The 26310-nt window shown below is 64.6% G+C and carries 24 protein-coding genes; 4 read left to right on the forward strand and 20 right to left on the reverse strand.

The genetic code is table 11. The annotated features are described in order from the left end of the window. Positions 1 to 154 precede the first annotated feature (154 nt). Entirely contained in the window at positions 155 to 829 is a 675-nt protein-coding gene (locus D3I60_RS04760) for an SRPBCC family protein (protein ID WP_262774992.1), read from the forward strand. A 15-nt stretch (positions 830 to 844) separates the two neighbouring features. On the opposite strand, the gene D3I60_RS04765 is transcribed toward D3I60_RS04760, so the two are convergent. The 12 genes from D3I60_RS04765 to D3I60_RS04820 all read right to left on the reverse strand — a co-directional run bounded on the left by D3I60_RS04765 (position 845) and on the right by D3I60_RS04820 (position 13554). Next, positions 845 to 1543: a helix-turn-helix domain-containing protein gene (locus tag D3I60_RS04765; protein WP_262774993.1), complete on the reverse strand. Its 699-nt coding sequence runs from the start codon at positions 1541 to 1543 to the stop codon at positions 845 to 847. Positions 1544 to 1552: 9 nt separating this feature from the next. After that, entirely contained in the window at positions 1553 to 3067 is a 1515-nt protein-coding gene (locus D3I60_RS04770) for a tripartite tricarboxylate transporter permease (RefSeq protein WP_172172761.1), read from the reverse strand. 9 nt (positions 3068 to 3076) lie between these two features. After that, complete coding sequence (locus tag D3I60_RS04775; protein ID WP_262774994.1) at positions 3077 to 3679, reverse strand: tripartite tricarboxylate transporter TctB family protein; 603 nt, start codon at positions 3677 to 3679, stop codon at positions 3077 to 3079. Continuing rightward, the gene (locus D3I60_RS04780) at positions 3676 to 4740 is read right to left on the reverse strand and encodes a Bug family tripartite tricarboxylate transporter substrate binding protein (RefSeq protein WP_262774995.1); all 1065 of its coding nucleotides are present in this window, start codon (positions 4738 to 4740) and stop codon (positions 3676 to 3678) included. The genes D3I60_RS04775 and D3I60_RS04780 overlap by 4 nt, the downstream gene beginning before the upstream one ends. Before the next feature lie 157 nt (positions 4741 to 4897). Further along, positions 4898 to 6139, reverse strand: a complete 1242-nt coding sequence (locus tag D3I60_RS04785; protein ID WP_262774997.1) for a CaiB/BaiF CoA transferase family protein — start codon at positions 6137 to 6139, stop codon at positions 4898 to 4900. 1 nt (position 6140) lies between these two features. Continuing rightward, positions 6141 to 7088: a hydroxymethylglutaryl-CoA lyase gene (locus tag D3I60_RS04790; protein WP_262774998.1), complete on the reverse strand. Its 948-nt coding sequence runs from the start codon at positions 7086 to 7088 to the stop codon at positions 6141 to 6143. A 156-nt stretch (positions 7089 to 7244) separates the two neighbouring features. Continuing rightward, a complete protein-coding gene (locus tag D3I60_RS04795; RefSeq protein ID WP_262774999.1) occupies positions 7245 to 7805 on the reverse strand; it encodes a dihydrofolate reductase family protein in 561 nt (186 codons plus the stop codon). 48 nt (positions 7806 to 7853) lie between these two features. Continuing rightward, positions 7854 to 9134 carry a CaiB/BaiF CoA transferase family protein gene (locus D3I60_RS04800; RefSeq protein WP_262775001.1) on the reverse strand — a complete coding sequence of 427 codons (1281 nt, stop codon included), beginning with the start codon at positions 9132 to 9134 and terminating at the stop codon, positions 7854 to 7856. Positions 9135 to 9568: 434 nt separating this feature from the next. Beyond that, complete coding sequence (locus D3I60_RS04805) at positions 9569 to 10111, reverse strand: hypothetical protein (protein ID WP_262775002.1); 543 nt, start codon at positions 10109 to 10111, stop codon at positions 9569 to 9571. An 84-nt stretch (positions 10112 to 10195) separates the two neighbouring features. Continuing rightward, on the reverse strand, positions 10196 to 11047 hold the full coding sequence (locus D3I60_RS04810) for a fumarylacetoacetate hydrolase family protein (protein ID WP_262775003.1): 852 nt from the start codon (positions 11045 to 11047) through the stop codon (positions 10196 to 10198). A gap of 132 nt (positions 11048 to 11179) precedes the next feature. Next, a complete protein-coding gene (locus tag D3I60_RS04815; RefSeq protein WP_262775004.1) occupies positions 11180 to 12097 on the reverse strand; it encodes a universal stress protein in 918 nt (305 codons plus the stop codon). Further along, positions 12094 to 13554 carry an APC family permease gene (locus D3I60_RS04820; protein ID WP_262775005.1) on the reverse strand — a complete coding sequence of 487 codons (1461 nt, stop codon included), beginning with the start codon at positions 13552 to 13554 and terminating at the stop codon, positions 12094 to 12096. Before D3I60_RS04820 ends, D3I60_RS04815 begins: the two co-directional genes overlap by 4 nt. A gap of 324 nt (positions 13555 to 13878) precedes the next feature. Between D3I60_RS04820 and D3I60_RS04825 the strand changes: the two genes are divergently transcribed. Further along, entirely contained in the window at positions 13879 to 14289 is a 411-nt protein-coding gene (locus D3I60_RS04825) for an ArsR/SmtB family transcription factor (protein ID WP_262775006.1), read from the forward strand. A gap of 1 nt (position 14290) precedes the next feature. Beyond that, positions 14291 to 14791 (forward strand): SRPBCC family protein, encoded by a 501-nt coding sequence (locus D3I60_RS04830; RefSeq protein WP_262775007.1) that lies wholly within the window; start codon positions 14291 to 14293, stop codon positions 14789 to 14791. 51 nt (positions 14792 to 14842) lie between these two features. On the opposite strand, the gene D3I60_RS04835 is transcribed toward D3I60_RS04830, so the two are convergent. Genes D3I60_RS04835 through D3I60_RS04860 form a run of 6 tightly spaced genes read right to left on the reverse strand, consistent with a single transcriptional unit; the run spans position 14843 to position 22308 of the window. Continuing rightward, positions 14843 to 15553 carry a GntR family transcriptional regulator gene (locus D3I60_RS04835; RefSeq protein WP_262775008.1) on the reverse strand — a complete coding sequence of 237 codons (711 nt, stop codon included), beginning with the start codon at positions 15551 to 15553 and terminating at the stop codon, positions 14843 to 14845. Continuing rightward, positions 15546 to 17168 (reverse strand): dipeptide ABC transporter ATP-binding protein, encoded by a 1623-nt coding sequence (locus D3I60_RS04840; RefSeq protein ID WP_262775009.1) that lies wholly within the window; start codon positions 17166 to 17168, stop codon positions 15546 to 15548. The genes D3I60_RS04835 and D3I60_RS04840 overlap by 8 nt, the downstream gene beginning before the upstream one ends. Positions 17169 to 17173: 5 nt before the next feature. Beyond that, entirely contained in the window at positions 17174 to 18979 is a 1806-nt protein-coding gene (locus D3I60_RS04845) for a gamma-glutamyltransferase family protein (protein ID WP_262775010.1), read from the reverse strand. A 1-nt stretch (position 18980) separates the two neighbouring features. Beyond that, complete coding sequence (locus tag D3I60_RS04850) at positions 18981 to 19895, reverse strand: ABC transporter permease (RefSeq protein ID WP_262775012.1); 915 nt, start codon at positions 19893 to 19895, stop codon at positions 18981 to 18983. Continuing rightward, a complete protein-coding gene (locus D3I60_RS04855) occupies positions 19892 to 20848 on the reverse strand; it encodes an ABC transporter permease (RefSeq protein ID WP_262775013.1) in 957 nt (318 codons plus the stop codon). Before D3I60_RS04855 ends, D3I60_RS04850 begins: the two co-directional genes overlap by 4 nt. After that, entirely contained in the window at positions 20845 to 22308 is a 1464-nt protein-coding gene (locus tag D3I60_RS04860) for an ABC transporter substrate-binding protein (protein ID WP_262775014.1), read from the reverse strand. Before D3I60_RS04860 ends, D3I60_RS04855 begins: the two co-directional genes overlap by 4 nt. A gap of 262 nt (positions 22309 to 22570) precedes the next feature. On the opposite strand from D3I60_RS04860, the gene D3I60_RS04865 reads away from it, so the two are divergent. Beyond that, positions 22571 to 23272 carry a YoaK family protein gene (locus D3I60_RS04865; RefSeq protein WP_262775015.1) on the forward strand — a complete coding sequence of 234 codons (702 nt, stop codon included), beginning with the start codon at positions 22571 to 22573 and terminating at the stop codon, positions 23270 to 23272. A gap of 80 nt (positions 23273 to 23352) precedes the next feature. Here the strand turns inward: D3I60_RS04865 and D3I60_RS04870 are convergent, their stop codons facing one another. Both D3I60_RS04870 and D3I60_RS04875 read right to left on the reverse strand, forming a co-directional pair. Beyond that, entirely contained in the window at positions 23353 to 24648 is a 1296-nt protein-coding gene (locus D3I60_RS04870; RefSeq protein ID WP_262775016.1) for an MFS transporter, read from the reverse strand. Positions 24649 to 24727: 79 nt separating this feature from the next. Continuing rightward, positions 24728 to 26191: a M20 family metallopeptidase gene (locus D3I60_RS04875; RefSeq protein WP_262775018.1), complete on the reverse strand. Its 1464-nt coding sequence runs from the start codon at positions 26189 to 26191 to the stop codon at positions 24728 to 24730. Positions 26192 to 26310 lie beyond the last annotated feature (119 nt).

Here is a 26310-nt window from a genome sequence, read left to right on the forward strand (position 1 = left end):
TGAATGACATATCAGTTCTCATCCCCAACCTGGACCGATGCCATTCCACCGCTGCGCATCCTTGGTTACCATGGAGTACCGCCGATCTTCGGCGGACCTCCCGCACCTCACCTTCAACCGCCGTCAGATCATCGACGACCTCCGAGGAGCTTCCATGACCATCTCCGACTCCAGTCGCCCCACCGAAGACCAGGTCCTCGCCGCGCAGGCCGACGCCGTCGACCGCGGGCTCAACATCACCGTCGAGGGCGACACCCAGCACACGGTGCAGACGCTGAGCCAGAGCTATCCGACCACCGTCACCGACCTCTGGGAGGCCTGCACCGATCCGGTCCGGCTCGAGCGCTGGTTCGCCCCTGTCAGCGGTGACCTCGAGCTCGGCGGTCGCTACCAGATCGAAGGCAATGCCTCGGGCACGATCGAAAGCTGCGAACCGTCCCAGTCCTACTCGCTGACCTGGGAGTTCGCGGGAGGAATCAGCCATGTCACCGTCCGCATCGCCGAGGCAGACGACGGCGCACGTCTGACCCTCGATCACTCGCACACGGGTGAGGCGAACGCCGATTTTTGGGTGCAGTTCGGACCAGGCGCCACCGGGGTCGGGTGGGACATCTCCTTCCTCGGTCTCGCCAACCATCTCGTGGTCGGCACGGGACGTCCCGCCGACGAGAACGAGTGGGTCACCTCTGTGCAGGCTCAGGAATTCGTTCGTACCTCGAGCACCCGCTGGGGCGAGGCCTCGGCGGCGGCAGGCACACCCGTCGATCAGGCGCGCGCCGCCGCGGAACGCACCACCGGCTTCTACCTCGGTCAGCCTCCGACAGAGTGACCCGAGTCTGAACGCCTACTCCCCCGCCTGTTTCCGCGCGCCCAGCGCCAGACGGGCGATGTCGCGCAGCACCTCGAGTTCCTCGCTGCCGTCGAGCAGCGCTCGCAGCTCGACGGCGGCCCGGCTGAGCAGGCTGCGATAGGCGCCGGCGACGTTGTCCGGTTCCCGCGTCAGCGGGTAGGACACACAGAGGGCGAACACGATCGCACCGACGGTGAAGGCCACACTCGCCGAGGCGGTCCCCGGCACCCGTGCCTGCTTGGTCGCATAGAACTCCGCCGGATTTCCCGGCCCGCACAGCGCCAGGGCAGCCGAGCCGCCGTCGACGAGCGGGAGCACCGCACCGACTCCGCGCGAGACGCGCAGCTCATGATCGGCTTCGACGTTGCGCACGCACACGCGATCCTCACCTACGCGGACCCACATCTGCACGGATTCCCCGGTCATGGTCCGCAGATGGTCGAGCACCGAGTTCGTTGTGGCGATATTGCGCCTGCCGGGGAAGGGCCCCAATCGCAGCAGCCCCGAGGAGTCACGGACGATGAACTTGTGCGCCCGCAGATCGGTCAGCAGCCGATACGTCGTCGACTTCGAATACCCGAGGCGGCGGCACACCTCCGCAGCCGTCATCGGCGTATCTTGGAGGACTTCGAGGATGGCCGCACTGCGGTCGATGACTCCGATCTCCGCCGGCACCTGTTCAGAACTCTTCATTCCCACTCCTCACGACACCGTCACATCGGCGAGCAGCTTCCGCCGGGACACCCACCACCGGAAGATGATGGGTCCGATGATGCCGAGCACCATGAGGATGATGATCGACAGCGACACCGGCCTGGTGACCAGGGGGGCGAACGATCCACCGGAGATCTGCAGCATGCGCCGGAAGTTGTCCTCGAGCAGCGGCACGAGCACGAGCGCCAGGATCGCCGGAGCCAAGGGGATGCCGCCCTTCTCCATGAGGTAGCCGATGACTCCGAAGATGCCGAGCATCATCAGCCCGAACAGACTGAATTCGATGGCGTAGGCGCCGATGACCACAAGCACCAGGATGGATGAGAAGAGGATCTCCTTGGGCATCTTCAACAGCTTCACGAAGACCCCGACCAGCGGCAGGTTGAGGATGATGAGCGCGATATTGCCGATGTACATGCTGGCGATGATCGTCCAGATCAGACCGGTCTCGTCCCGGAAGATCAGCGGTCCTGGCTGCAGACCGTACATCGTGAACACGAAGAGCAGCAGCGCCGTCGTCGCCGAACCCGGGATGCCGAGGCTGAACAGCGGAATCATCGCACCACCGACACCTGCATTGTTCGCCGCTTCGGGGCCGGCCACGCCCTCGATGGCGCCGTGACCGAATTCGTCCTTCCGCTTCGAGATCCGCTTCTCCATGATGTAGGACATGAACGAGGCCAGCGAGGGACCGACGCCGGGCAGGATGCCGATGATGAAGCCGACCACGGAACCGCGCGCCCACGGGCCGGCCGAGCGCTGCCAGTCTTCCTTCGTCATCCATTTGTCGTTTCCGAAGCTCTGGATCTCATCCTTCGCCCCACGTCCGAGCGCGAGGTTTCGGATCGCCTCGGGGATGGCGAAGAGCGCCATCGCGAAGATCGTGAAGTCGATCCCGTCGGAGAGCAGATCCATGCCGAAGGTCTGCCGGGGCAGTCCGGTCTGGAAGTCGAGTCCGATGAGACCGACGGCCAAGCCGATGAAGATCGAGATGAGCGCCTTCGCCCGCGAACCCGCCGACATCGTCGACGCGAGCAGCAGGGCCGTGGCCATGAGCAGGAAGTATTCGGTGGCGCCGAAGACGTTCGCGAGCTTGACGAGGACGGGTGAGAGGAACGTCAGTCCGATGATCGCCAGGGTGCCGGCGAGGAACGATCCGATAGCCGCAGTGGCCAGGGCGGCCTTGCCCCGACCGCGGCGGGCCATTTCGTAGCCCTCGATCGCGGTCACGGCGCTGGCGACCTCACCAGGGGTTTTGATGAGCGTAGCGGTGATCGAGCCGCCGTACATCGAACCATAGTAGATTCCGCACAGCAGGATGAGGCCGTGTACCGGCTCCATTCCGAAGGAGACCGGGATGAGGATCGCGATCGCAGAGATCGGTCCGATTCCCGGCAGCACTCCGACGACGGTGCCAAGCAGCACGCCGAGGAGGGCGAAGGCGAGGCTGACCGGCTCGAGTGCCGAGGCGAAGCCGCCTCCCAGATCGATGAGAGTGTCCATGCCCGCCCCCTAACCCAGGATCCCGACCGGCAGGTACACGGCGAGTCCGAAGACAAACGCCGCGTAGACCACGACCGAGAAGACAACGGAGAAGATGAGGTTGCGGATCCACTTCTCAGGCGCGTAGATGCTGGTCAGCCCCATCAGGAACGCCGCCGTCGAGAGGAGGAACCCGACCGGGATGAGAATCGCCAGATAGACGAAGAAGAGCGCGAACTGGAACACGACCTTGCGCACCTGCGGCTCCGGCGGGGCCTCGAGGACGATCCCGCCGACGCCTTCCTGACCGGAGGATCGGTCGGCGATTTCAACGGATGATTCCCCCGCCGAGGCGGCCGCACCGTCCCCATCCCCGACCGCGTGTGCGGTTGCGGGTGCGGATCCCGCGGACCCGGGAGCCGCCTCGGCGAGTGTGTCCTTCCGGTGCCGGACGACGGCCTGGCCGGCGAGAAAGAGGCCGAGCACGATGAGTCCGATCCCCACGATGGCGGGGAAGGTGCGCGGGGTGACGATGTTCGCGGTCTCCTGGATGGAGAACGTCGCGATGTAGTACACCGCGCCGATGACGGCGATGGCGCCGCCGGTGATGAGGTCGGTGCGGTGAGCGGTCATTTGCTGTTGCCCAGATCGGTCTCCTTGACGCCTTCGGCAACCGTCTTGGCCGCGTCGTCGACGTAGGCCTGAGCGTCCTCGCCAGTGTGGAACTCGGTGGCCCACTGGTTGTTCTTCAGCGTCTCCTTCCAGGCGTCGGACTTGCTCACGTCTTCGAGCGACTTGGCCCAGAAGTCCACGGCTTCCTGCGGCATCTCGGCGGGGCCGTAGACTCCGCGCCAGTTGCCCAGGGTGACGTCGTAGCCGGAGTCCTTCGCAGTGGGCACCGTGTCGAATGGCGCCGCCAGGGGTTCCTGGGCGAAGGTGACGAGAGGTTCGATGTCACCGGCTTCGATGACGGAGCGGAACTCGCTCATGCCGGCGATGGCGACCTTCGCGTCCCCGTTGAGCATGGCGGTCGTCTGCTCTCCACCGCCGTCGTAGTTGACGAAGTTGATGTCGGCCGGGTCGACGCCGGCTTCCTTGGCGAACAAGGCGAACGGCAGGGTGTCATCGCCGGCGGCCGCGACGGTGACCTTCTGCGGGTCGTCCTTGAGCGCCTTGACCAGGGCATCGAGGTCCTTGAAGTCGCCGTCCTTCGGGGTCACGACCATGAAGTCCTCGACGTAGAGGGTGGCGATGAGCGTCGTGTCCTCGGGGCCGTATTCGCAGAGATCGCGCGCCTTCATCGTCTGACTGGCCAGGGAGGTGATGGCGATCTGATCGTCCTTGCCCTTCTCCTGCCGCATCATCGACGTCAGCCAGGAGCAGCCGGTGCCGCCGGGCTTGTTCTGCACGGGCAGCGGAGTGGAGACGATGTCTTCCTTCTGCAGCGCCTCGACGAGGGCGCGTGCCGTGGTGTCCCAGCCGGATCCGGGTTCGGCCGGAGCCGTGACCGTGACCGGCCCCTTCGGATAGTCCCCACCCTCGCCCGGGGGCTGCGCTTTGTTCCCGCAGGCGGTGGCGACGAGGGCGACCGAGGCGAGCACTGCTGCGATCGTCGTCGCGCGCTTGCGAGTGCTCGTCGTCCCCTTCCTCGCCGAGGCGGCCGTCCGTGTGCGTGTGATCGTCGTTGATCGCATGAGCTGTCCCCTTGTGTGTTCGGTTCTCGATATTCAGTGGTGTAGCGGATGATCTGGTGCTGGGTGGTCCGGTGCGGGAAGTTCCGTGTCCTGCGGGTTCGGTGCCGGGCGGTTCGGAACTCATCTGCCCGGAGCCGGTGTGCCGCTGACTGAGTTGTCAGTCCCCGCGGTCCTCGTCTGGCTGGGGTCCGTCGACCGGCGGCCCCGTCGGCACTGCCGGGCCGTCGCGGTAGTGGCTGTTGTGACGGCCGGGTTCGGGCACATCACTGCGCAGTCCGAGCCGGTTCCCGTCGAAGGTCAGCGGCAGCAGCGGCACATCGACGCTTGCACCGCTCGGCAGTCCGGTGTGGGCGAGCGCCCCGGAGGCGACGAGGTGCGGGTCAGCCGTGAGGTCGGCAGGCGTGTTGACGGGAGCGACAGGGAGTCCGCGGCGAGTGCATTTCTCTTCGATCTCGGCCAGGCTCAGCTGTGACAGTGCGTGTTGGAGCTCACGGTGGATGCGGTCGCGTTGGTCGACTCGGCCTTGATTGGTCAGCATGTCCGGGTCGGCGGCGAGGCCGGTCAGCCCGAATTCGTCGCAAAGGTCGCGCCACTGCCCGTCGGAGACGGCGGCGACGAAGACCTGGTTGTCGTCGGCATCGCGGAAGATGTCGTAGACGGCCCAGGTGGCCTGTCGGGTCGGCATCGGCCGGGGTGGTTCGCCGCTGATCTGGGATTGCGCCATATGCGTGCCGACGAGGAACGCATTGTTCTCGAACAGTGCGGAGTTGATGAGTTTTCCGCGGCCGGTGGTCTCGCGCACCCGCAGTGCCGACTGGATGCCGATGACGCCGAACATTCCGCCCATGATGTCGTTGACGCTGGCACCGGCGCGCAGCGGCTGACCGGGAGGACCGGTCATATACGCCAATCCGCCGAGCATCTGCACGACTTCATCGAGGGCGGCCCGGTTCCCGTAGGGGCCGGAGAGGAATCCCTTGAGCGAGCAGTAGATGAGTCCGGGATTGCGGGCGGCCAGCTCCTCGTATCCGAAGCCGATCGATTCCATCTTCCCGACACGGAAGTTCTCCAGCAGGACATCGGCGGAGTCGATGAGGTCGAGGACGCGGTCACGGTCGGCCGCCTCGGCGATATCGAGTTGGACGCTGTGCTTATTGCGGTTGAACGCGGGGAACAGCCCGGATCCTGACCCGGGCAGATAGCGGGTCTTGTCGCCGGCGCCGCGCGGTTCGACCTTGATGACCTCGGCGCCCAGGTCGGCGAGGATCATCCCGCAGCTCGGGCCCATGACCATGTGCGAGAACTCGATGACCCGGATGCCTTCGAGCGGGAGAGGCTCCGCGGACGGTCGGGGCGGGGCCGGGTCCGCGGACGCGGTGCGGGCGGTCTCGGTGGTCATGTCAGTCCCTCGCCGAGGCGGTTGCGAACCGGCCGTCGAAGGCCGCAGGGGTCGCGGGGATGTCGGAGAGGCTCGACGTCAGGTCGTGCCCGACGGCGGCGATGAGGGGCTCGCGTACCTCGATGAGCGCCTCGACGTCGACGCCGGTGGCCACGCCTTCGCGGTGAAGCAGGTGGACGAGGTCGTCGGTGCCGATGTTGCCGGCAGCGCCCGGGGCGAAGGGGCAGCCGCCGAGGCCGCCCATGGCCGCGTCGAAGTTCGCGATCCCCAGATCGAGGGCGGCGATGACGTTGGCCATCCCGAAGTTGTAGGTGTCGTGGAGGTGGAGGTCGACCGGCTTGTCCGGGAAAGCGTCGAGAACCGCCGAGGTGTTGCGGCGGACCAGCGAGGGGTTGGCGTTGCCGATGGTGTCGGCCACCCCGACGCCGTGGGCTCCGGCGTCGACGAACGGACGGAGGACCTCGACGAGGTGGTCAGCCTCGGTGATCCCGTCGAAGGGGCAGATGAAGCTCACGGCGGTCGTGATGTCGAAGCGCAGTCCCTGGTCACGGGCGAAGACGGCGGCATCCATGAGGCGGTCGGACGCCTCGGCGATGGAGGCGTCGGAATTCGCTTTCGAGTGTCCTTCGGAGGCCGAGAGCACGAGTTTGATGTTCTTCGCCCCTGAGTCGACGGCACGCTGGGCGCCCTTGAGGTTGAAGACGAGGGTATAGAACTCGACCCCGTCGGCCTCGTGCGGTGCCAGACGGCGCAGCAGTTCGTCGGTGTCGGCCATCTGCGGGACCTTCTTCGGATTGACGAAGGAGCCGACCTCGATGTGCTTGAGTCCCGAGCCGATGAGCTTCTCGGCCAGGGCGACCTTGACATCGGTGGGCACGATGGCTTTTTCGATCTGCAGCCCGTCGCGCAGAGTGGTGTCGAGGATATCGACGGAAGTGGGCCGGACCATGTGACTCCTTCACGCAGGCTCCCGGTGAACGGGAAACGATTCGTCGTCGCGCGGCCATGCGCGACTCCTCTCTCGTTATATAACGCGCTCAGTCCAGGCAACAGGCTTTGTTCGGCATATGAGAGGTCGGGGAGAATTGCCTGTGTTCAGTCCCGTTTATCGGGAAGCCTGCTTCTTCGGCCGGTAGGTCTGGATGGCGTGGCCTGCTTCGAGTTCGCTGCGGTCGACGAGCTCCAGGTCGACGACGTCTCTCAGTCCCGCGAAGAGGTAGGGTCCGTGGCCGGCGATGCAGGGGTGGACGACGAATTCGAACTCGTCGATGAGGCCGAGTTCGGCCAGAGCCAGCGGCAGCGTCACTCCCCCTGTAGCGAGTCCCGTCACCGACTGTTCCTTGAGCTCGCGGACAGCGGTGCCGAGATCGCCGCGGATGAGTTCGGAGTTCCAGCCGACGCTGTCCAAGGTGTTCGATACGACAAATTTGCGAGCCGGGTCGATGGCCGCGACGAACGGATCAAGGTCTTCCTCAGGGGTCGTGTCACCCTCGGGTCGGCGCCACGCGTCTTCCATCATCTGGTAGGTGACGCGACCGAAGATCAGCCCGTCGGCACGCTTGAGATTGTTCGCATGGTGAAGATGGAAGTCGTCGCTGATGACTCCGACGCGATGGTCGCAGCAGCCGTCGACGGTGACGTTGATCGAGTACCTCAGCTCGCCCATGCCATAAGAATAGACCTGGGCGGTCGCCGCCGGAAGAGGTCTCGGTGTTCAGTCCTCGGCGCCGCCCTGGTCTGGCTCCGGAGCTGCATTCTGCTCCGGTGCCAGCCCCAGCCATGACAGCACTTCGTCGGTGTGCTCTCCCAGATCGGGTCCGAGGTGGTCGATGGGGATCGATTCGCCGCCGATGACCGGGGTGATGCCGGGGAAGGCAACGTCTTCGAGGACTTCTTCGCCGGTGGAGACGTCGAGGTTCTGGATCATCCCGCGAGCGGCCAGCTGCTCATCGGCGACAAGGTCTTCGGCTGTGTAGATGGGACCGGCCGGAACTCCGACGTCCTCCAGGGTCTCGACGACGTCCTCGACCGAACGCTGCGCGCACCACGCTCCGATTGCTTCGTCGAGTTCGTCCCGCCGCTGCCAACGACCGGCGTTCGACTGCAGTTCGACATCCTCGGCGAGGTCGGGACGGTCGATCGCCGTCATCAGCCGCGGGAAGATTCCGTCACCGTTGCCGGCGATGACCACGGATTTCCCGCCGTCACAGAGGTAGCCGTTCGAGGGCGCGATGCCTTCCATCCGTCCGCCGGTGCGGGTGCGGATCTCGCCGAATGCGGAGTAGTCGGGGACGAGGGATTCCATCACGGAGAACATCGCCTCGTTGAGCGCGACGTCGACGGTCCGCTCCGACAGCGGGCCCTTGCCTTCGAAGCTGTGGGCGGATCCGACGACCGCCTCGGCGGCTCCGGCGATCTTCTGTCTCTGTCGGTCGAAGAGCATCATCACGGCACCGAACGCCGCCTGCATTCCGGCGATCGAATCGCCGATCGAGATGCCCACACGCACCGGCGGGCGGTCGGGGTCGCCGACGAGTTCGCGGAAGCCGGAATATCCTTCGGCGACGGCGGCGAATCCGGGCCGGGACGACATCGGTCCGGTCTGGCCGAACGCGGAGATGCGTACGAACACGAGGTCGGGGTTGGCCTCTTCGAGCACATCGGGGCCGAGTCCCCATTTCTCGAGGGTGCCGGGGCGGAAGTTCTCGAGCAGGATGTCGCTGCGGCGGACTAGCTCGAGCACGGCCTCGCGCCCCTCGTCGCTGCGCAGGTCGAGAACGATCGACTTCTTGTTGCGGTTGATCGTGCGGTAGAGCATCGAGGTGTCGCCGGCCTTGAGCCGCCAATTGCGCAGCTCATCACCGGTGCCGGGGCGTTCGACCTTGATCACCTCGGCGCCGAAGTCCGCGAGCATCCGCCCGGCGGTGGGTGCGGCGATGTAGTTGCCGAGTTCGAGGACTCGCACACCGGAAAGGGGAAGTCGGTGCGTGCTCATGACGATGCTCCTAGTCGTGCGTGGTTCGTGTCCGGAGTAGTTCAGACCGATCGCGGACCGGTCGGGCATGGACCATTCTGCCGGTGACCGGTCTTCCCATGGTGCCAGGTGTCGCCGTCTGCGGCAGGGATTTCCGCGCCGGGGCCCTGCCCACCATCGGGCCGCCGGTGACGCGATGGCTGCCGTCTTGCTCGACGCGGTGGGGTCGACTCAGCGTGAAGCTTCGACTGCCAGGCAGAGACGAAGCGATGAGTTTACCGTCCGTGAGGGGCCTTGTGTACTGCCACAGCCGTGGAGAATCGTGTGAAGATAGTTCGCAATTTGAACAACACCTGAGACTTAGGGAAATTCCGAGCAATATTCCTTGCTTCCTGTTGTCAGGCGGTCATCGAGTGGCCAAGACTGACAAGCAAGTCGCAGAGAGCGGCAGATCGTCACCCAACAAGGAGTTGAACATGGGATCGAATGATTTCGCAGGCAACAACGACAACGGTCAGAACGACTTCGGCAATCAGCAGCAGGGCGGCCCCGAGGGTCAGCAGGGCCAGGGCGGCTTCGGCGACCAGGGCGGCCAGCAGGGTCAGTCCCAGGGTGACTTCGGTGGTCAGAACCAGAGTCAGCAAGGCGGCGGCCAGCAGGAACAGGGCGGCGGCTTCGGCGGCGGAGACGACCGCGGACAGCAGGGCGGCCAGCCCGGAGGCCAGCAGGAACAGGGCGGCTTCGGCGGCCAGGACCAGGGACAGCAGTCCCAGGGCGGACAGCAGTCCGAGGGCAGCGGATTCGGCGGCGGAGACGACCGTGAACAGGGCGGCCAGCCCGGCGGCCAGCAGGAACAGGGCGGCCAGCCCGGCGGCCAGCAGGAACAGGGCGGCCAGCCCGGCGGCCAGCAGGAACAGGGCGGCTTCGGCGGCCAGGACCAGGGACAGGGTGGATTCGGTGGCGAACAAGGCGGATTCGATCAGAACCGCTGATCTCACACCCACTTGATCTGGCGTTCCCCTTGAGGCGCCGATCCACACGCACGAGCGGCGCACCATTCATCGGTGCGCCGCTTCGTGCATTCACTCCGTGACGGTGACGTCCTGCCGCTGCCGGCCGAGGCCCTCGAGCTCGATCTCGACGACATCACCGTCGGTCAGATAGGGGAACTGGCCCGACAATGCCACGCCCTGAGGCGTACCGGTGAGGATGACGTCACCCGGCTCGAAGGCCATTGCCTGGCTGAGCTGGAAGATGATCTCACCGACGGAGAAGATGAGGTCACTCGTCGACGAATCCTGTCGAGCTTCGCCATTGACCCAACTGCGCAGCCGCAGATCACGGGGGTCCACCTCAGCGGCGGGACGGATCCATGGGCCGAGCGGGGTGAACCCCGGCAGGTTCTTCCCCTTCGACCACTGTCCCCCTGACTCCTGGATCTGCAGGCGACGTTCGGACAGATCGTTGCCGAGCACGTACCCGGCGACGCTGTTGAGCCCGTCCTCCGCCGAGGCGGCCCTGAAGGTCCGTGTACCGATGACCACTCCGAGTTCGACTTCCCAATCGGCCTTCGTCGCATACGGCGGCAGTTCGACCGGGTCGTTGGGACCGGCGATGGTCGAGGGCATCTTGAAGAAGATGACTGGCCGCTCGGGAGGTTCGGCTCCGGCCTCGCGAGCATGCGCGGCATAGTTCATGCCCACGCACACGATGGCAGAAGGTCTGGTCAGCGGAGCGCCGATGCGCATCTCATCAGCACCGTCGAGCGGCTTGAGTTCCCCAGCGTCAAGCGCATTTCGGACGCGTTCGACGCCGTCGACGGCGAAGAATTCCGGGTCGATGTCATCGGTCAGCGGGCGGAGGTCGAAGCAGACTCCGTCGTGGCGGACTACCGGAATCTCGTGTCCGATCGGTCCCAGTCGCAGCAGTTCCATGCGGTTCCTCTCTACTAGCTCCAGGCCACGTCGTTGTGACCTGTCGTCAGGCTAGCGAGACTGCCTGCGCCAATTTGGAACTGTTCAAGTATTGGACAGCCGAAGCGTCAACTCCTCCGCCGAGTCCTGCCGTCACACGGTCTGCTGGCGGATGTAGTCGGCTTTCGCACGACGGGGCACGACAACAACCGGCACCGGAGAGTTCTGCAGGATCCGCATCGCATGGCTGCCCAGGGACACCCGCTTGAGCGCACCCAACCCTGAGGACCCGAGCATCATCACCTCCGGGTGCTCCCACTCGACCGCACCGAGGGCAGCGGCCCAATCGGCCCCCGTTCCCACGACGACGTCCGTCTCACCAGGCTTGATGTGCAGCTGGTCGATCGAGCACAGGATTCTGTCCGTGTCACGCTGGACGACCTTCGTCCACTCGTCGACGACGCTCGACTCCATGTCGAAGGGGACGTTCGCAGACGCGACCACTCGCGAACGCGGGGCGAATGAGGCGATGCGGAACGGCACGTGCGACTCCGCCGAGACCATCGCCGCGCCGAGGATGAGATCCGCCGAGGTGGACGAACCCGAATACGCGGCCGTGATCCTTTTCAGCTGCGCCCTCTTGGGCGCTTCGAATCCGGCCGGGGCCAGAGCCACCGGCAGCCGTGCGCTGTGCAGCAGGCCGTTCGACACCGACCCGAGTGCGATCCTGCCGGGCTTCCCTTCCGACGACGGTCCGACGACAAGGCGATAGGCATCGGTCTTCTCACACATCTCGAGCAGTCCGCGCCGTGACGACCGAGAGGAGTGGAGGACGCATTCGGACTCGATATCGCTGGGAATGAGCGCACGCGCTTCGTCGAGGGCCGCCTCGGCGACGGTGCGGAATCTCTTCTCGTACTGGCTCTCGAAGTGCACGGGAGCCAGAGGGAACGCGGCGGAGTCGACGGCCGTCGCGACGATCCGGCGCCGATAAGTGCGGGCGAGGACGATGCCCAGTTCGACGGCGGCTCGGTTGTCCTGGCCTGGGGCAAGACCGACGACGATGCTCATTTGGCTCCTCCTGTGGAGTCCGTTCCGGGGGATTCGGAATTGGTGGGTCCCGCCTCGGCGAGCTGCTTGCCGAGGACAGAGGACTTGCGGCCGAAGATGAAGTACAGGCCCAGGATAAAGGCGGTCCAGATGACGAAGACGACGATCGTGATGATCTGCAGACTCGAGATGATCCAGAAGCAGCCGATGATCGAGAGCACCGGCAGGACGGGATAGAACGGGACCTTGAAGCCGCGTTCGAGGTTCGGTTCGCGCACGCGCAGGATGATCACGGCCAGGGAGACCACGACGAAGGCGACGAGGGTGCCGATCGAGGTCATCTCGGCGAGGAAGTTCAGCGGGATGAACCCGGCGAGGATCGCGATGACGACGGTGACGACGATTGTGCCCTTGACCGGGGTGAGTGTGCGGGGATTGACCTCGCGGAAGAGCTTGGGCATCATTCCGTCGCCGGCCATCGTGAACAGGATCCGGGACTGGCCGTAGATGGAGACCAGGGTGACCGAGAAGATCGAGATCACCGCGCCGGCGGCCACGACCGTGCCGGGCCACTGTGAGCCGACGATGTTCTCGAGGATGGCGGACAGGCCGGCGGTCTGCCCGTCGAATTTCTCCCACGGCTGGGCCGACAATGCGGCGACGGCGACGAGGACGTAGACGGAGGTGACGATGATGAGGGCTGCAATGAGAGCTCGGGGCATCGTCTTCTTCGGGTTCTTCGTCTCATCGCCGGCCGTGGCGACGGCGTCCATGCCGACGTAGCTGAAGAAGATCAGACCCGATCCGGCGACGACTCCGGAGATGCCGAAGGGTGCGAAGTCGGAGAAGTTGTCGGTGTTCCAGCCGGTGATGCCGACGCAGATGAAGAAGATGAGCACGCCGACCTTGAGGCAGACCATGATCGCGTTGACGACGATGGATTCGCCGGTGCCGCGGACCAGCAGGAAGCAGCACATCGCCAGCAGCAGGATGGCCGGGAGGTTGACGATTCCGCCCTCTTCCGGTGCATAGGCCAGGGCGTGAGGGATCTCGAATCCGAAGAGGTTGAATAGCAGCTGGTTGACGTACTGCGACCAGCCGACCGCGACGGCCGCACCCGCGACGCCGTATTCGAGGAGCAGACACGCGGCCACACCCATCGCCGGAAGTTCGCCGAGAGTCGCGTACGCGTAGGAGTAGGAGGAACCGGATACGGGGACGGAGCCGGCGAGTTCGGCGTAGCAGATGACCGCCAGCCCCGCGACGGCACCGGCGATGACGAATGACAAGATCACGGCGGGTCCTGCTACCGGAACGGATTCGGAGAGGATGAAGAAGATTCCGGTGCCGATGGTCGAACCGACGCCGACCATCGTCAGCGAGAACAGCCCGATCGTGCGTTTGAGATCGGTCTCGACGTCTTCCTTCTGCCGCGGAACCGGTTTGATCCGGAACAGCTGCTGTCGCAGTGTGGGCATGTTCTTCTCCAGACTTCGTCGTCTTACTGACCTGTCGACGAAAGCCCGAATTCGCATCTCTTCGACGCGTTTCCTGGTCCGCCGCTACTGAGACCATACGACAGACAGCTCCGCAATCATCATTCAGGACTGGAATTCTTCCCTGCGAAATCCGTCGCCTCTCGCCGAGGCGGCCCGGCACTTGCAATCATCTCCGCAGGTGAAAGCGATGAAGTGAGACAACCGAATCTTTATTCAACAAATGGGTTGAATAAAGATCTCGATCGCAGTATCATATTATCAACCAATTGGTTGAATACGGGATTCGAAACGCAGGAGGCTGCAGTGACCGATCAGCTGTCCAAGGTCTTCGCCGCCCTGGCGGACCCGACCCGTCGGGACATGGTGGCCCGCCTCAGCGTCGCGGACTCAACGGTGAACGAACTCGCCGAGCCCTACGACGTCAGCCTGCAGGCCGTATCGAAACATCTCAAGGTGCTCGAGGACTCCGGACTGGTCTCCCGCACCCGTGATGCCCAGCGCAGACCAGTCCACCTCGAAAACAATGTGTTCGATCTGATGACGAAATGGATCGAGAGGTACAGACAACAGGCGGAGGAACGCTACCAACGCCTCGACGCAGTCCTCGAAGCGATGAACGCGGACGAGGACGCGAACGGTTCGGACTTGGGCGCCGCCTCGGCGACGGGATCCGAAGACACATCAACCGACAGAAGATCACGCAAGGGAGCATGACATGACCACCACAACAGACACCACCGCCGATTATTCGACCCTCAGGCTCGACGTCCCCGAGGGCGTGCAGACCGTGTCGATCACCCGCGATTTCACCGCCACACCGGACAAGGTGTTCCGGGCCCATGTCGACCCCGAACTGTTCGTCAAGTGGTGCGGTCCGGACTCGATCACGAACACGATCCGCGAATGGAATGCGACGACAGGCGGGAACTGGAGCTATGTCTCGACCGACGATCGCGGCGAGTACGGATTCTTCGGTTCGTTCCACGAGGTGCGGGAGAACGAGCGCATCGTCCAGACCTTCACCTTCGAGGGATTCCCGGACGCGGTCAACCTCGAGATCCTCACGCTCACCGATCTCGGTGACGGGCGGACCAGACTGACCTCGACCTCGGTCTTCGATTCGCTCGAGTCCCGCGACGGCATGGTCGCCTCGGGCATGGAGCACGGCATCGTCGAGGGCTACAACAAACTCGACCGCCTCCTCACCCACCCCTAATTGCTACCTGACGGCGGCTCAGCAACCTGGCGCCAGGTTGCTGAGCCGCCGTCAGGTAGTCCTGGGACGGTCGGTGTCGGACATCATGGCGAAGTAGGAGTCTCGACTGCGGCGGACATGCCGGGCCATCACTTCGGCTGCCTTCGCCTCCTGGCCGGCATCGATGGCCGCGATGATCTCGCGGTGTTCGGGCCAAGCCTGGGGTCCGCGACGAGTGACGTTGAGCGAGTACAGCCACTCGATCTTGCCGGAGATCTGACGCAGCAGGCTGATGAACGACAAGCTCCCGCTGAGTTCGGCGACCGCGAAATGGAAGCGCATGTTGAGCACTGCGAGGTCTTCGAAGCGCTCCTGCCCAATGACGATGTCCCCGGCATCGAGGATTTCGCTGATCTCCTTGCGCAGCTCTCGCCACTTAGCGTCCGGAGTATCACTGGCATTGAGCTCAGCCGCACGCTTGGCAGCGCGTTTCGCAGTCGCCGACTCGAGCACGATGCGGATCTCGAAGAGGTCTTCGGCATCCTCGACGGGTGAAGGCGCGACGATCGAGCCGCTGTACTTCCGTGATTCGACCAGCCCCTCGGCCTCCAGCGACCGCAGGGCTTCGCGGATCGGAATGCGGGAGACCTCGTACTGCTCGGCCAGCGCGACTTCCCGCAACTTGGTGCCGGGAGCATGGACTCCAGCGATGATGTCGGCCCGGATCCGTGCACCGACGTCCCCGCTGCTCGAGGGGGCTGCGGGCGGGGCAGGCTCAGACATTGAGGAGACCGGAACCGGGCACGGCCGCCAAGAGCTTCTGGGTGTAGTCGGCTGTCGGGTGGTCGATGACGTCCCTGGTCGCGCCGGCCTCGACGATCTCTCCGCTCTTCATCACTACAACATCGTCGGCCAAGTTCGCCACGACTGCAAGATCGTGGGTGATGAACAGGCAGCTCACGCCCAGATCGGACTGCAGGTTCCGCAGCAGGGCGAGTATCTGCTCCTGGACGAGAACATCAAGCGCAGAGACGGCTTCGTCGCAGATGAGGAGCTCAGGCTCACTGATGAGGGCCCGAGCGATCGCAATCCTCTGTCGCTGCCCACCGGAGAGATCGGCAGGGCGGCGGTCGCTCATCGACGTGGGCATCGCCACATGGTCGAGTACCTCGGCGACCTTCTTCGTCCGTTCGGCGCGGGTGCCGATCTTGAAGACGTCGAGCGGTTCGCGGACGATCCGCTCGATGCTCCACATCGGATTGAGTGACGAGTAGGGGTCCTGGAACACGGGCTGGCTGAAGCGCCGCAGGGTGCTGCGTTCCGACCTCGAGGTCGCATCGACGTTGCGTCCGCCCGCGAGAACCGTGCCGCTGGTCGCCTTCTCCAGCCCGAGGACGATCTTCGCGATCGTCGACTTGCCCGATCCGGACTCACCGATGATCGCGGTCGTCTTCCCTCGCTCGGCGGTCAGGCTGACTCCCTTGAGAGCATGGACCTCCCGGCCCCGCCCACGCAGCCGGTACACCTTGTGGAGGTCGTCGATCTCTAGCACATTCGCCGGGGCGGTCGCGGCGTCGAACTCGCCCGCTCGGTCGGACTCTTGATCTCGATTGCGGTCGACGACGATGCTCGGCGCAGCCTTGACCAGCGCCTGTGTGTATTCGTCCTGCGGATCGCCGAGCACGTGCTCGGGCTCCCCGCGCTCGACGACGCGTCCCTCGTTCATCACGAGGACGGTGTCAGTCCTCTCCCCTGCCACCCCGAGGTCGTGGGTGACGAACAGCAGAGACGTGCCGCGTTCGGTCACGAGATCCTGGAGATGGTCGAGAATCTGCTTCTGGACCGTGACGTCAAGGGCAGACGTCGGTTCGTCGGCGATGATGAGGTCGGGATCGCCTGAGAGAGCGATGGCGATGAGCACGCGTTGCCGCATCCCGCCGGAGAACTCGTGCGGATAGGACCGCCGCCGCGTCTCCGCCTCGGGGATGCCCGCCTCGGTCATCAGCCGCACTACGGTTCGGTTCACTTCGCGGGTATCCGACATTCCGTAGGTGCGCAGTGCGTCGGCGATCTGATCGCCCACACGCATGCTCGGATTGAGGCTGGCCATCGGATCCTGCGGCACGAGCGCGATCGACCGGCCGCGCAGGGTCTGCAGGCGAGCACGATCGGCATCGACGAGTTCTTCTCCGCGATAGCGCACCGATCCCGCGCTGACTCTGCCGGAACCCGGCAGCAGACCGAGGATCGCGCCGATGGTCGTCGACTTCCCCGAACCGGACTGTCCGACGAGGGCCAGCCTCTCCCCCGGGGCAAGCGCGAAGTTCACATCGTGGAGGACAGGAGCCCCGTAGGAGACTTCGAGGCCGGAGACCTCGAGTACGAATTCCTCGCTCATCGTTCTCACCTTCCTGCCGCGTACCCTTGGGCACCGCGGGGATTCGCTCCGGCCGTCAGCCGTCCGGTGTCTGGATCCCGGGTGACACACGAGAGTCGACCGAGGTCCCAGGATCCGGCCCGAGTCACCGCGTGCCCCCGGGCGATGAGTCCGTCGATGACACCGTCGCCGAGGCGGTCCTCGACCACTGCTCCACCGGGCACCCAGGTGCGTGGCCAGAACGATCCCGCCAGGGCTGTCGTATGCAGCGCCGGAGCATCGATGGCCTGCTGAGCGGTGTAGCCGCCGACGAGGAGGCGGAGGATGAGCAACAGCTGCCACTGCTCCTGCTGGTCACCGCCAGGCGACCCGAGGGCGATGACGGGCTCGCCGTCCTTCGAAATCAGCGTCGGCGTGAGAGTAGTCCGTGGTCGCTTACCCGGGGTCAGCGCAGACGGTGAGGTCTCATCGAGCCACATCATCTGCAGCCGTGTGCCGAGGCAGAACCCGAGCTCCGGCACCGTAGGCGAGGACTGCAACCACCCTCCCGACGGTGTTGCCGAGATGATGTTGCCCCATCGGTCGACGACGTCGATGTGGCAGGTGTCGCCGTTGTTCGTGCCGTTCTTCTGGACTGTCGGCTCGCCGATCCCGGCCTTGATGAGCTCATCCTTGTCCGCTCCTTCGGGCACGAGCGGCGGCCGGAAGGCGGGCTCGCTGCCGTCACGCCCGGTGCCTGGTCGGAAGTCGTGCGAGGCGTTGTCGGTGATGAGCGCACGGCGGCTCGCGGCATAGTCGTCGCTGAGCAGCCAGTCGAGGTCGACGTCTCCGTCACCGTAGTAGGTGTCGCGGTCCGCCATGGCGAGTTTGAGTGCTTCGAGGATCGTGTGTGCGCCGATTTCGCTCGAGGGATCAAGCCGTTCGTCGTCGAATCCCTCGAGGATCTTCAGACTCTGCAGCAGCGCCGGCCCCTGCCCCCAGGCACCGATCTTCGCGATCTGGTATCCGCGGAAGTCGATGGTCACCGGGTCATCGAAGTGGGCATTGAAGCCCGCCATATCGTCAGCAGTCATGACTCCGGCGTGGTCACTCCCGGTCGCATGCCTATGCGGGGTGGCGATGAAGCGGGCGATCGCCTCCGCGACGAATCCGGACTTCCACACCTGCCGCGCGGCCTGGATGCGGGCCTCGCGGGACTCGGCACCGTCTCCGGCGGCGATGAGTCGACGCAGGACCTCGGCGTAGGGACGATTGAACACGAGGTCTCCGGCCCGAGGAATCTCTCCCTCAGGCATCCACTGCTCCGCCGAGCTCGGCCAGTGGTCGGTGAAGAGCTCGCGGACGCGCTCGATCGTCCCGACCACACGGTCGAGCACCGGGTGGCCATTTTCGGCATAGTCGATCGTGAAGTCGAGCACGTCGGCAAGTTCCCAGGTGCCGTGATGTTCAAGCAGGTTGAGCCAGGAGTCAACAGCGCCAGGGACGGCGGCGGCAAGCGCACCCGAACCGGGAACCATGTCGAGTTCTTCTCCGCGGTAGTGCTCGATCGTCGCTGCCGCGGGCGCCGGGCCCTGCCCCATCATCACCCGCGGATGTGCCGGGTCCTCAGCAGTCGCGAAGATGCCTGTCATGTCACCACCCGGGCCATTGAGGTGGGGCTCGACGACGTGCAGGAGGAACGCACCGGCGACCGCAGCATCGAAGGCATTGCCGCCGCGCTCGAGAACCGCCTGCGAAACTGCGGTGGCCAGCCAGTGCGTCGAGGCGGCCATCCCGAAGTGCCCTTCGAGCGTGGGGCGGGTGGTGAAGACGGCAGGTGGGGTGTACGACACGTCAGTGTCCTTTCTTGGAGTTCGGATCGAGGGCGTCGCGCAGAGCGTCGCCGAAGAGGTTGAAGGCCAGGCAGATGAAGAGGATGGCCAGGCCGGGGAACAGTGCTGTCGAGGGTGCACGGAAGATGTACTGCTGGGCGTCGGAGAGCATGATCCCGAGACTCGGCGAGGGCGGCTGGATACCGAGTCCGAGGAAGGAGAGCATCGATTCTCCGATCACTGCGGTCGGCAGGATCACCGTGGCCTGGACGATGACCGCCGAGGCGGCGTTGGGCAGGATGTGCATGCCCAGGATACGAGCCTTCGACGCGTCGGTGGCGATTGCGGCCTTGACGAAGTCCGCAGACTTCAGCCGCATCGTCTCACCCCTGACAACCCGGATCATCGTGGGCACCTGCGAGATGCCCAAGGCGATCGCAGCATTGGAGAGGCTGGGTCCCGAGATCGCTGCCAGACCGACGGCGATGATGAGGAACGGGAACGCCAGAGTCACGTCGGTCAGCCGCGAGATGACAGAGTCGAGTCCACGGAAATAGCCGGCCAGCAGCCCAAGAGGAGTCCCGACGACGACGGCGAGCGCCACAGCCAGCAGCCCCACCTGCAGAGAGGCGCGGACGCCGAAGGCGAGCCGCGAGAGGATGTCACGGCCCAGGTCATCGGTGCCGAAGACGTAGCCGATCGTGCCTGGGACCTGGAACGGGACCTCGAAGTTCGTCTGGGCGAAGCCGTAGGGGGCGATGAGCGGAGCGAAGATTCCGATGATGAGGACGATGACGACCATGACCGAGCCGATGATTCCCATCGGGGTCGACAGGATCGAGCGCAGCAGCCACAGTGCGCGATTGCTCGAGGCGTGGAACTCGGGGGCGAGTCCTTGGGTGCTCTTGTCCGTGTTGGTGACGATGGGTGTGCTCATGAGGCATCCTCGCTGACGCGGATCTGGGGGTTGATGACCGAGTAGAGGATGTCGACGGCCAGATTGATGAGAATGTAGGAGGCGGTGATGACGAGGACGACGGCTTGGATGACCGGATAGTCACGGGAGAAGACCGCGTCGAGTGTGAGTTTGCCGATGCCCGGCAGAGCGAAGATCCGCTCGGTGACGACCGCTCCGGAGATCAGTCCGCCCAGCTGCAGGCCGACGATGGTGACGAGGACGATGAGCGAATTGCGCAGTCCGTAGCGGAAGAGCACCCGTGGGCGCGAGAGTCCTTTGGCTCGCGCCATTCGCACGTAGTCGGTCCCCATGGTCTCGATCATCGAGGCTCTCGTCTGTCGGGTGATGACCGCGGCCAGGCTGGTACCGAGGATCACTGCCGGCAGGGTGAGGTAGTAGATGCCGCGGATCGGATCGGAGAGCACATCGACATAGCCCGACGCAGGGAACCAGCCCAGGCTCACCGCCAGGGCGAGGATCGCTAGAAGTCCGAGCCAGAAATTCGGTACCGAGAGCCCGAGAAGGGCGATGAAGTTGCTGCCGATCTCCGGCCACTTCCCGCGGTAGCGTTCGGCGAGCATGCCCAACGCGATGCCGACGACCACTGCGACGACGATGGCGTAGAGAGCAAGCCAGAGAGTCACCGGCAGCGTGGTCGCAATCATCGAGGTGACCGGCAGCCCCGTGCGAGTGGAATCACCGAGGTCGCCGGCGACGATCGATCCGAGGAACTTGAGGAACTGGACGAGAAGGGGCTGGTCGAGGCCGAGGTCCGCGCGGATCGCATCGAGTCGTTCGGGGGTCGCCTCTTCGCCGGCCATAGCCAGAGCAGGATCGCCGGGAAGGAGACGCACGCCGAAGAAGATGACGATCCCCGAGAGAACGAAGGTGATGATCGCGTGAAGGATCTTGGTGAGCACGAACCGGGTCATCGCTGACCTCCGTTCTTGAGGAAGCCGGCTTCCGAGAGATGCACGACCCCGTCGGAGTAGACGTCGATTCCGGCGACGTTTTCGGTGTAGGCAGTGAGGTTCTTCTGCCGGTAGAGGTAAATGATCGAGTTGATCTCCGCGATCCGCGTGGAGGCCCGGCCGTAGAGTTCGGCGCGTTCGCCTTCGTCGGTGACCTCGCTGGCTCGTGTGAGCAGGTCACTGAGCTCGTCATCATCGACCCCGGTGACGTTGTTGGCAGCCTCCGGGTAGTGGAAGGTGTAGAGATTGCCGTGCGGGTCGACGCGACCCGACCAGCCGAGTTGAAGCAGTTCGTAGTCACCGCGGTCCTGAGCATCGAGGAGGGCGGTGTACTCCATCGGCTGAACCTTGATGTCGAAGCCGGCTTCCTTGGTGGCCGCCTGTACCGCCTGGGCGAAACGAAGGGTGTCCTGGGTGTTCGAGACCTTCATGTTCACCTTCAGCGGCAGCTCGACCCCGGCATCCTCGAGGAGCTTCTTCGCGCCTTCGGGGTCGTAGTCGACGCAGTCGTTGCTCGCATCCGTTGCGAAGGGGCTGTCGGGGGCGATGCCGGAACACGCCGGTGAGAACCATCCGTTGAAGACGGTGTTGACCAGGGCCTTGCGATCAATGGCCATCGACAATGCTCGACGTACCTTAGGGTCCTGCCCCAACGGTGTCTCGAAGTTCGCGGGGTTGTCGCCGAAGCTCATATTGACCGTCAGTCCTTGGTACCCGAGCGAGTTCGACTGCAGGAGGCCGATGCCGGTCTCCTCGTCGAGGGCGTCGACATCCTGCGGGGAGATCGTATCGGCGACTTGGACGTCTCCTGACCGAATGTTCGCGGCGCGGATATTGGCGTCGGTCATGATCTGGTAGGTGATCGAGTCGAGGTGGATCTTGTCGGCGTCGTAGTAGTTGGGGTCTTTGACCACCTTGATCGATGTCTGGGCGATGCGCTCCTCGAATTTGAACGGCCCGACGCAGACGGGGTTGTCGCCGAAGTCATCGCCCTCGTCCTCCAGGGCTTTCGGCGACATGATCATTCCGGCCCGGTCGGCGAGTGCTGCGGTGAAAGGAGCGAAGGGTTTCTCGAAGGTGACTTCGAGAGTGTGGTCGTCGAGCGCGGTGACGTCGTCGATGGGTCCGAGCTCGGCGGCTCGAGAGGACTCTTCGAGATTGAGCCCGCGTTCGATGGTCGTCTTCACCGCCTCGGCGCCGAACTCGGTTCCGTCGGCGAACTTCACCCCGTCCTTCAGCGGAATCCTCACCGTCTTGCCGTCCTTGGAGATCGCCGGGAGTTCGGTCGCGAGCATCGGGGTGATCTCACCCTTGTCGTCGATGTCGTAGAGCTTCTGGCACATCGTCTGCATGACGTAGCGAGTGTAGAGAGACGAGGAGGTGGTCGGGTCGAGTCGATCCGGTTCAGAGGACAGGGCCATGACGAGGTCACCACCTTCCCTGAAATCTCCCGGCTCCGCGCCGACCGACTTCACGTCGGTACGGTCAGGCGGATCTTCCAAGGGTTGAACCGGAACGCATCCGGCTAGCAGAACAGCACCGGCAAGCGCTGCAACCATCCGTAATTTCACACGCACTCCCATGAGGGCAACAGGTCGATGAGGAATATTTGCATACAATCTATATGCTGTTTAGAGTTTTGTATACAACCACTGAGAAATTTCTGAACGATGGGATGCTTCCATGACTCGTCGCCTCGACCTGGCCATGCTGCTGTTGCTGACCTTCTCGACCGGGATGGTCGACGCCATCGGCTACCTCGGCTTCGATAAGGTCTTCACCGGCAATATGACCGGCAACGTCGTCATCCTCGGCATGGGCCTCGCCGGCGCCGACGGCGTTCCCGTCCTCCGCCCCGCCCTTGCACTCGTGTTCTTCATGCTCGGAGCCGCACTGTCGGGTCGCATCCTCGGCGACATCGGCGAGAACTGGCACCACCGGACGACCGTGATCTTCTCCGGCGTCGCCGTCGGCTGTGCCGCACTGTCCGTCTACGTCGCGGTCGTCCCCGACCCCGAGATCGGTCTTGCCGGCACGATCTTCACCTCAGCCCTGTCCGCTCTCATGGGCGCGCAGGCCGCGGCCGCACGGAAGATGAAGATCGCCGACGTCACCACCGTGGTCGTGACCTCGACGATCGTCGGCCTCGCCGCCGATTCAAGCCTGGCCGGAGGTGACAACATTCGGTGGATTCGCCGAGCCCTCGCCGTCGTCCTCATCCTCATCGGCGCGCTGGCCGGTGCCGCCACGCTCATGCTCAATCAGTGGATCGGCATCGCCCTCGTCGCCGTCATGATCGCCGCCGCAGCCGTGATCGGCCACGTCGGCGAGAAGAAGAGACGAACCCGCGCCGAGGCGGCCGCCGCCGTTCCATCGAACGCCTGAGGTCCGACTGCGCCCGGTCGGGGCCGTGGCCGCAATCGGCCACGGCCCCATCTTTGACGAGGCACCGATCCCAGTCGGCGTCACCGGACGCCGAGCTTCTTCCACACCACGAGGATCGCCGCCACGCTCAGTGCTCCGGCGAGCAGCACCCAATAGGCCGGGGCTTTCGCGTCACCGGTGATGCCGATGAGCCAGGCCGCCACCAGCGGGGTCAGTCCGCCGAAGATTGCAACGCCGACGTTGTAGCCCAGCGACAGCCCGGTCCCTCGCACCTCGGTCGGGAAGATGTCGCCCATGACACTGGCCAGTGGACCGTAGTAGGCGGCCTTCAGGATCGAGAAGATGATGACCACGACGATGAGCACCGTCAGCGCGTTGGCAGCGACGACCCAGGTGAAGAGAACCCAGGTGAGCACCATGACCGCGAGCGCCGCCGGAATCATGAATGCCAACCGCCCGACCTTGTCGCAGAAGTAGCCGGCGACCGGTGTGCAGAACAACAGCACGAGCCCGGACACCAGGGTCGCCCAGAACCCAGCGGAGCTGTTCATACCGAGGTTGTCCACAGCGTAGGTCGGGACATACGTGATGAAGTAGTTCAGGCACGTCGAGACGGCGATCGCGCCGATCGCCAACAGCACCGCCAGTTTGTGATGCCGCAGCACACCCCCGATGGCCGCCGCTTCCTTGGGCTTCTCTGCCTGGGCAGCGGCGAACTCAGGAGATTCGGGAACATGCCGACGAATGTAGAGTCCCACCGGGCCGACGAGGAGCCCGACGATGAATGGCAGGCGGAAGCCCCAGGTCTCAAGCTTCTCCTGAGTCAGCGTCGTCGTCACGGCCACACCGATGACAGAAGCCAAGATCGTCGACATCGCCTGCGAGGTGAACTGCCAACTGGCGGCGAAGCCGCGCCGATCGGGCAGATGTTCGACCATGAGAGACGTCGCCGAGCCGAATTCTCCTCCGGCGGCGAACCCTTGGATGAGTCGGGCGAGCAGAATGAGCAGCGGCGCGGCCAGTCCGATGACATGTGCCGGTGGCATGAGCACGATCATCAGGGTGCCTGCGAACATCAGCCAGATTGTCAGCGTCAATGCCGGCTTGCGTCCCTTCCGGTCAGCAAAGCTGCCGAGCATGATTGCTCCGACCGGGCGGATGAAGAACGAAAGCGCGAAAGTGCCCAAGGCCAGCATCACCGAAACCGCATGACTCTCGGAGGGAAAGAACGCCACGGAGATGTAGACGGAGAAGTACGCATAGACCGAGATGTCGTACCACTCGAGGGCGTTGCCGATCGAGGCCGCGGTGATGACCTTCCACGATTTCACCGGTTTGTTCTCAGCGGTATTCTGCGCTGACAGCCGTTCTGTCATGACCGGGCTCCTTTGCCTGCAGTGTGGTGGTGGGATGAATTGGTTGTCGGCGACATGGGTTCTCCGACAGCTGGCGGGATCATTTCGAGGAGAACCAGTCGTCCGGACGCATATGCATGTCCCAGAACATTCCCGTCATGATCTCCGCACCCTGTTCGAGGATCGATACCAGGGCATGTTCATCGGGTGCGTGCTGGTTGCAGCCCGGATAGGAATGCGGCACCCACACCGTCGGCAGCCCGAGCACTTCGGCGAATACATCGTTCGGGATCGTGCCTCCGAGGTTCGGCTCGACGGCGACCTCGAGTCCGGTCGTCTCACGGATCGAGTCCACCGCCGCCGTGACGACTCGTGCTCCCGGGTCCAATCGTGTGGCCGGCATGCAGTGTTCGAACTCGACCGCGGCCCCATGGATCCCGTTTTCTTCAAGGAAGGTCCGGACCCGGTTCTCGAAGTCACTCACATCGGTGCCGACGACGTATCGCAGCTGCATGCTCGCCGAGGCGGCGCCGGGGATCGCGTTGACGACCTGAGCCGGATCGCCCGCGTCGAGGGCGAGAACCTCGAGGACGTTGAATGCGAAGACCCGTTCTGCCGGGCTCAGGCCGGGCTCGCCCCAGTCCGGATCGGTCTCCGGTGCTCCCTCCTCGGCGATCTCGGGAAGCTTCGCCACCGCATCGAGCACCGAGGCGGGAGGAGCGTCGGGACGCAGAGCAGGGATCTGGATGACGCCGTTGCCGTCGACCAGAGAGCTGATCGCTGCGGCGATGACCGTGGCCGGGTTCCGCAGACGACCGCCCCAATTGCCCGAGTGATGGTCGCCGTCGCGTTCGTGGGCGACGAGTCGGAAATTCAATGCCCCGCGGGAGCCGAGGAACAGCGTGGGCACCTCGGCGGCGATCCGTGGACCGTCGGAGGCGAGGAAGAGTTCGGCCGAGAGCTCTTCGGCATGTGCTGCTGCGAAGGAGCGGAGGCCCTTGGATCCTGCCTCCTCAGCGGTCTCGATGAGGATCGTGACGTTGTATCCCAGCTTCGCCTCGGCGACTCCTCTTTCCGCGCGAAGTCCATCGAGGACGGTCCGCAGTGCCGCCGTGTTCACGCTGTGCTGGCCCTTGTTGTCGGCGGTGCCGCGACCGTACAGTCGATCGCCGTCACGGGTGAGTACCCAGGGGTCGAGCCCATCGGCCCACTGCGAGTCGTGGGCGAACTGCACATCAGCGTGGCCGTAGAGCAGCACCGTCGGCAGCTGCTCGTCCTCGACGCGCTTGGCGATGAGAAGCGGATGCTCGTCCGATTCCGGATTGTCGTGGATGGTCGAGGCGAAGCCGAGTTCGTCGAGTTCCGGAACCAGCTCTTCGCTGAGGTAGGCCAGCGCCGCCGGCCCGCCTCCGGGAGCTTGGCTTTCGGTGCGACGCGCGACACGACGGGATAGTCGCTCGAGGAATCCGGTGCTGCGGACGAATTCGCTCGCACTTCGGGCAAGGTCGGCTCGGGTCTCGGAGGTTGTCGCCGCAACGTCGCGGGCGGTGTTCTCTGCGTTCATGTTTGTCAGCATCGCCCAAGCGAAGTCTCAGCGAAATGCGGATCAGTCCACTCTCGGGTGCGGTTCCCGCACCGAGGTGGTGCATTTCCTGCACCACCGACGTACCCTGGACTCGAACC

Source organism: Brevibacterium permense (genome assembly GCF_025506275.1).
Lineage (GTDB): Bacteria > Actinomycetota > Actinomycetes > Actinomycetales > Brevibacteriaceae > Brevibacterium > Brevibacterium permense_A.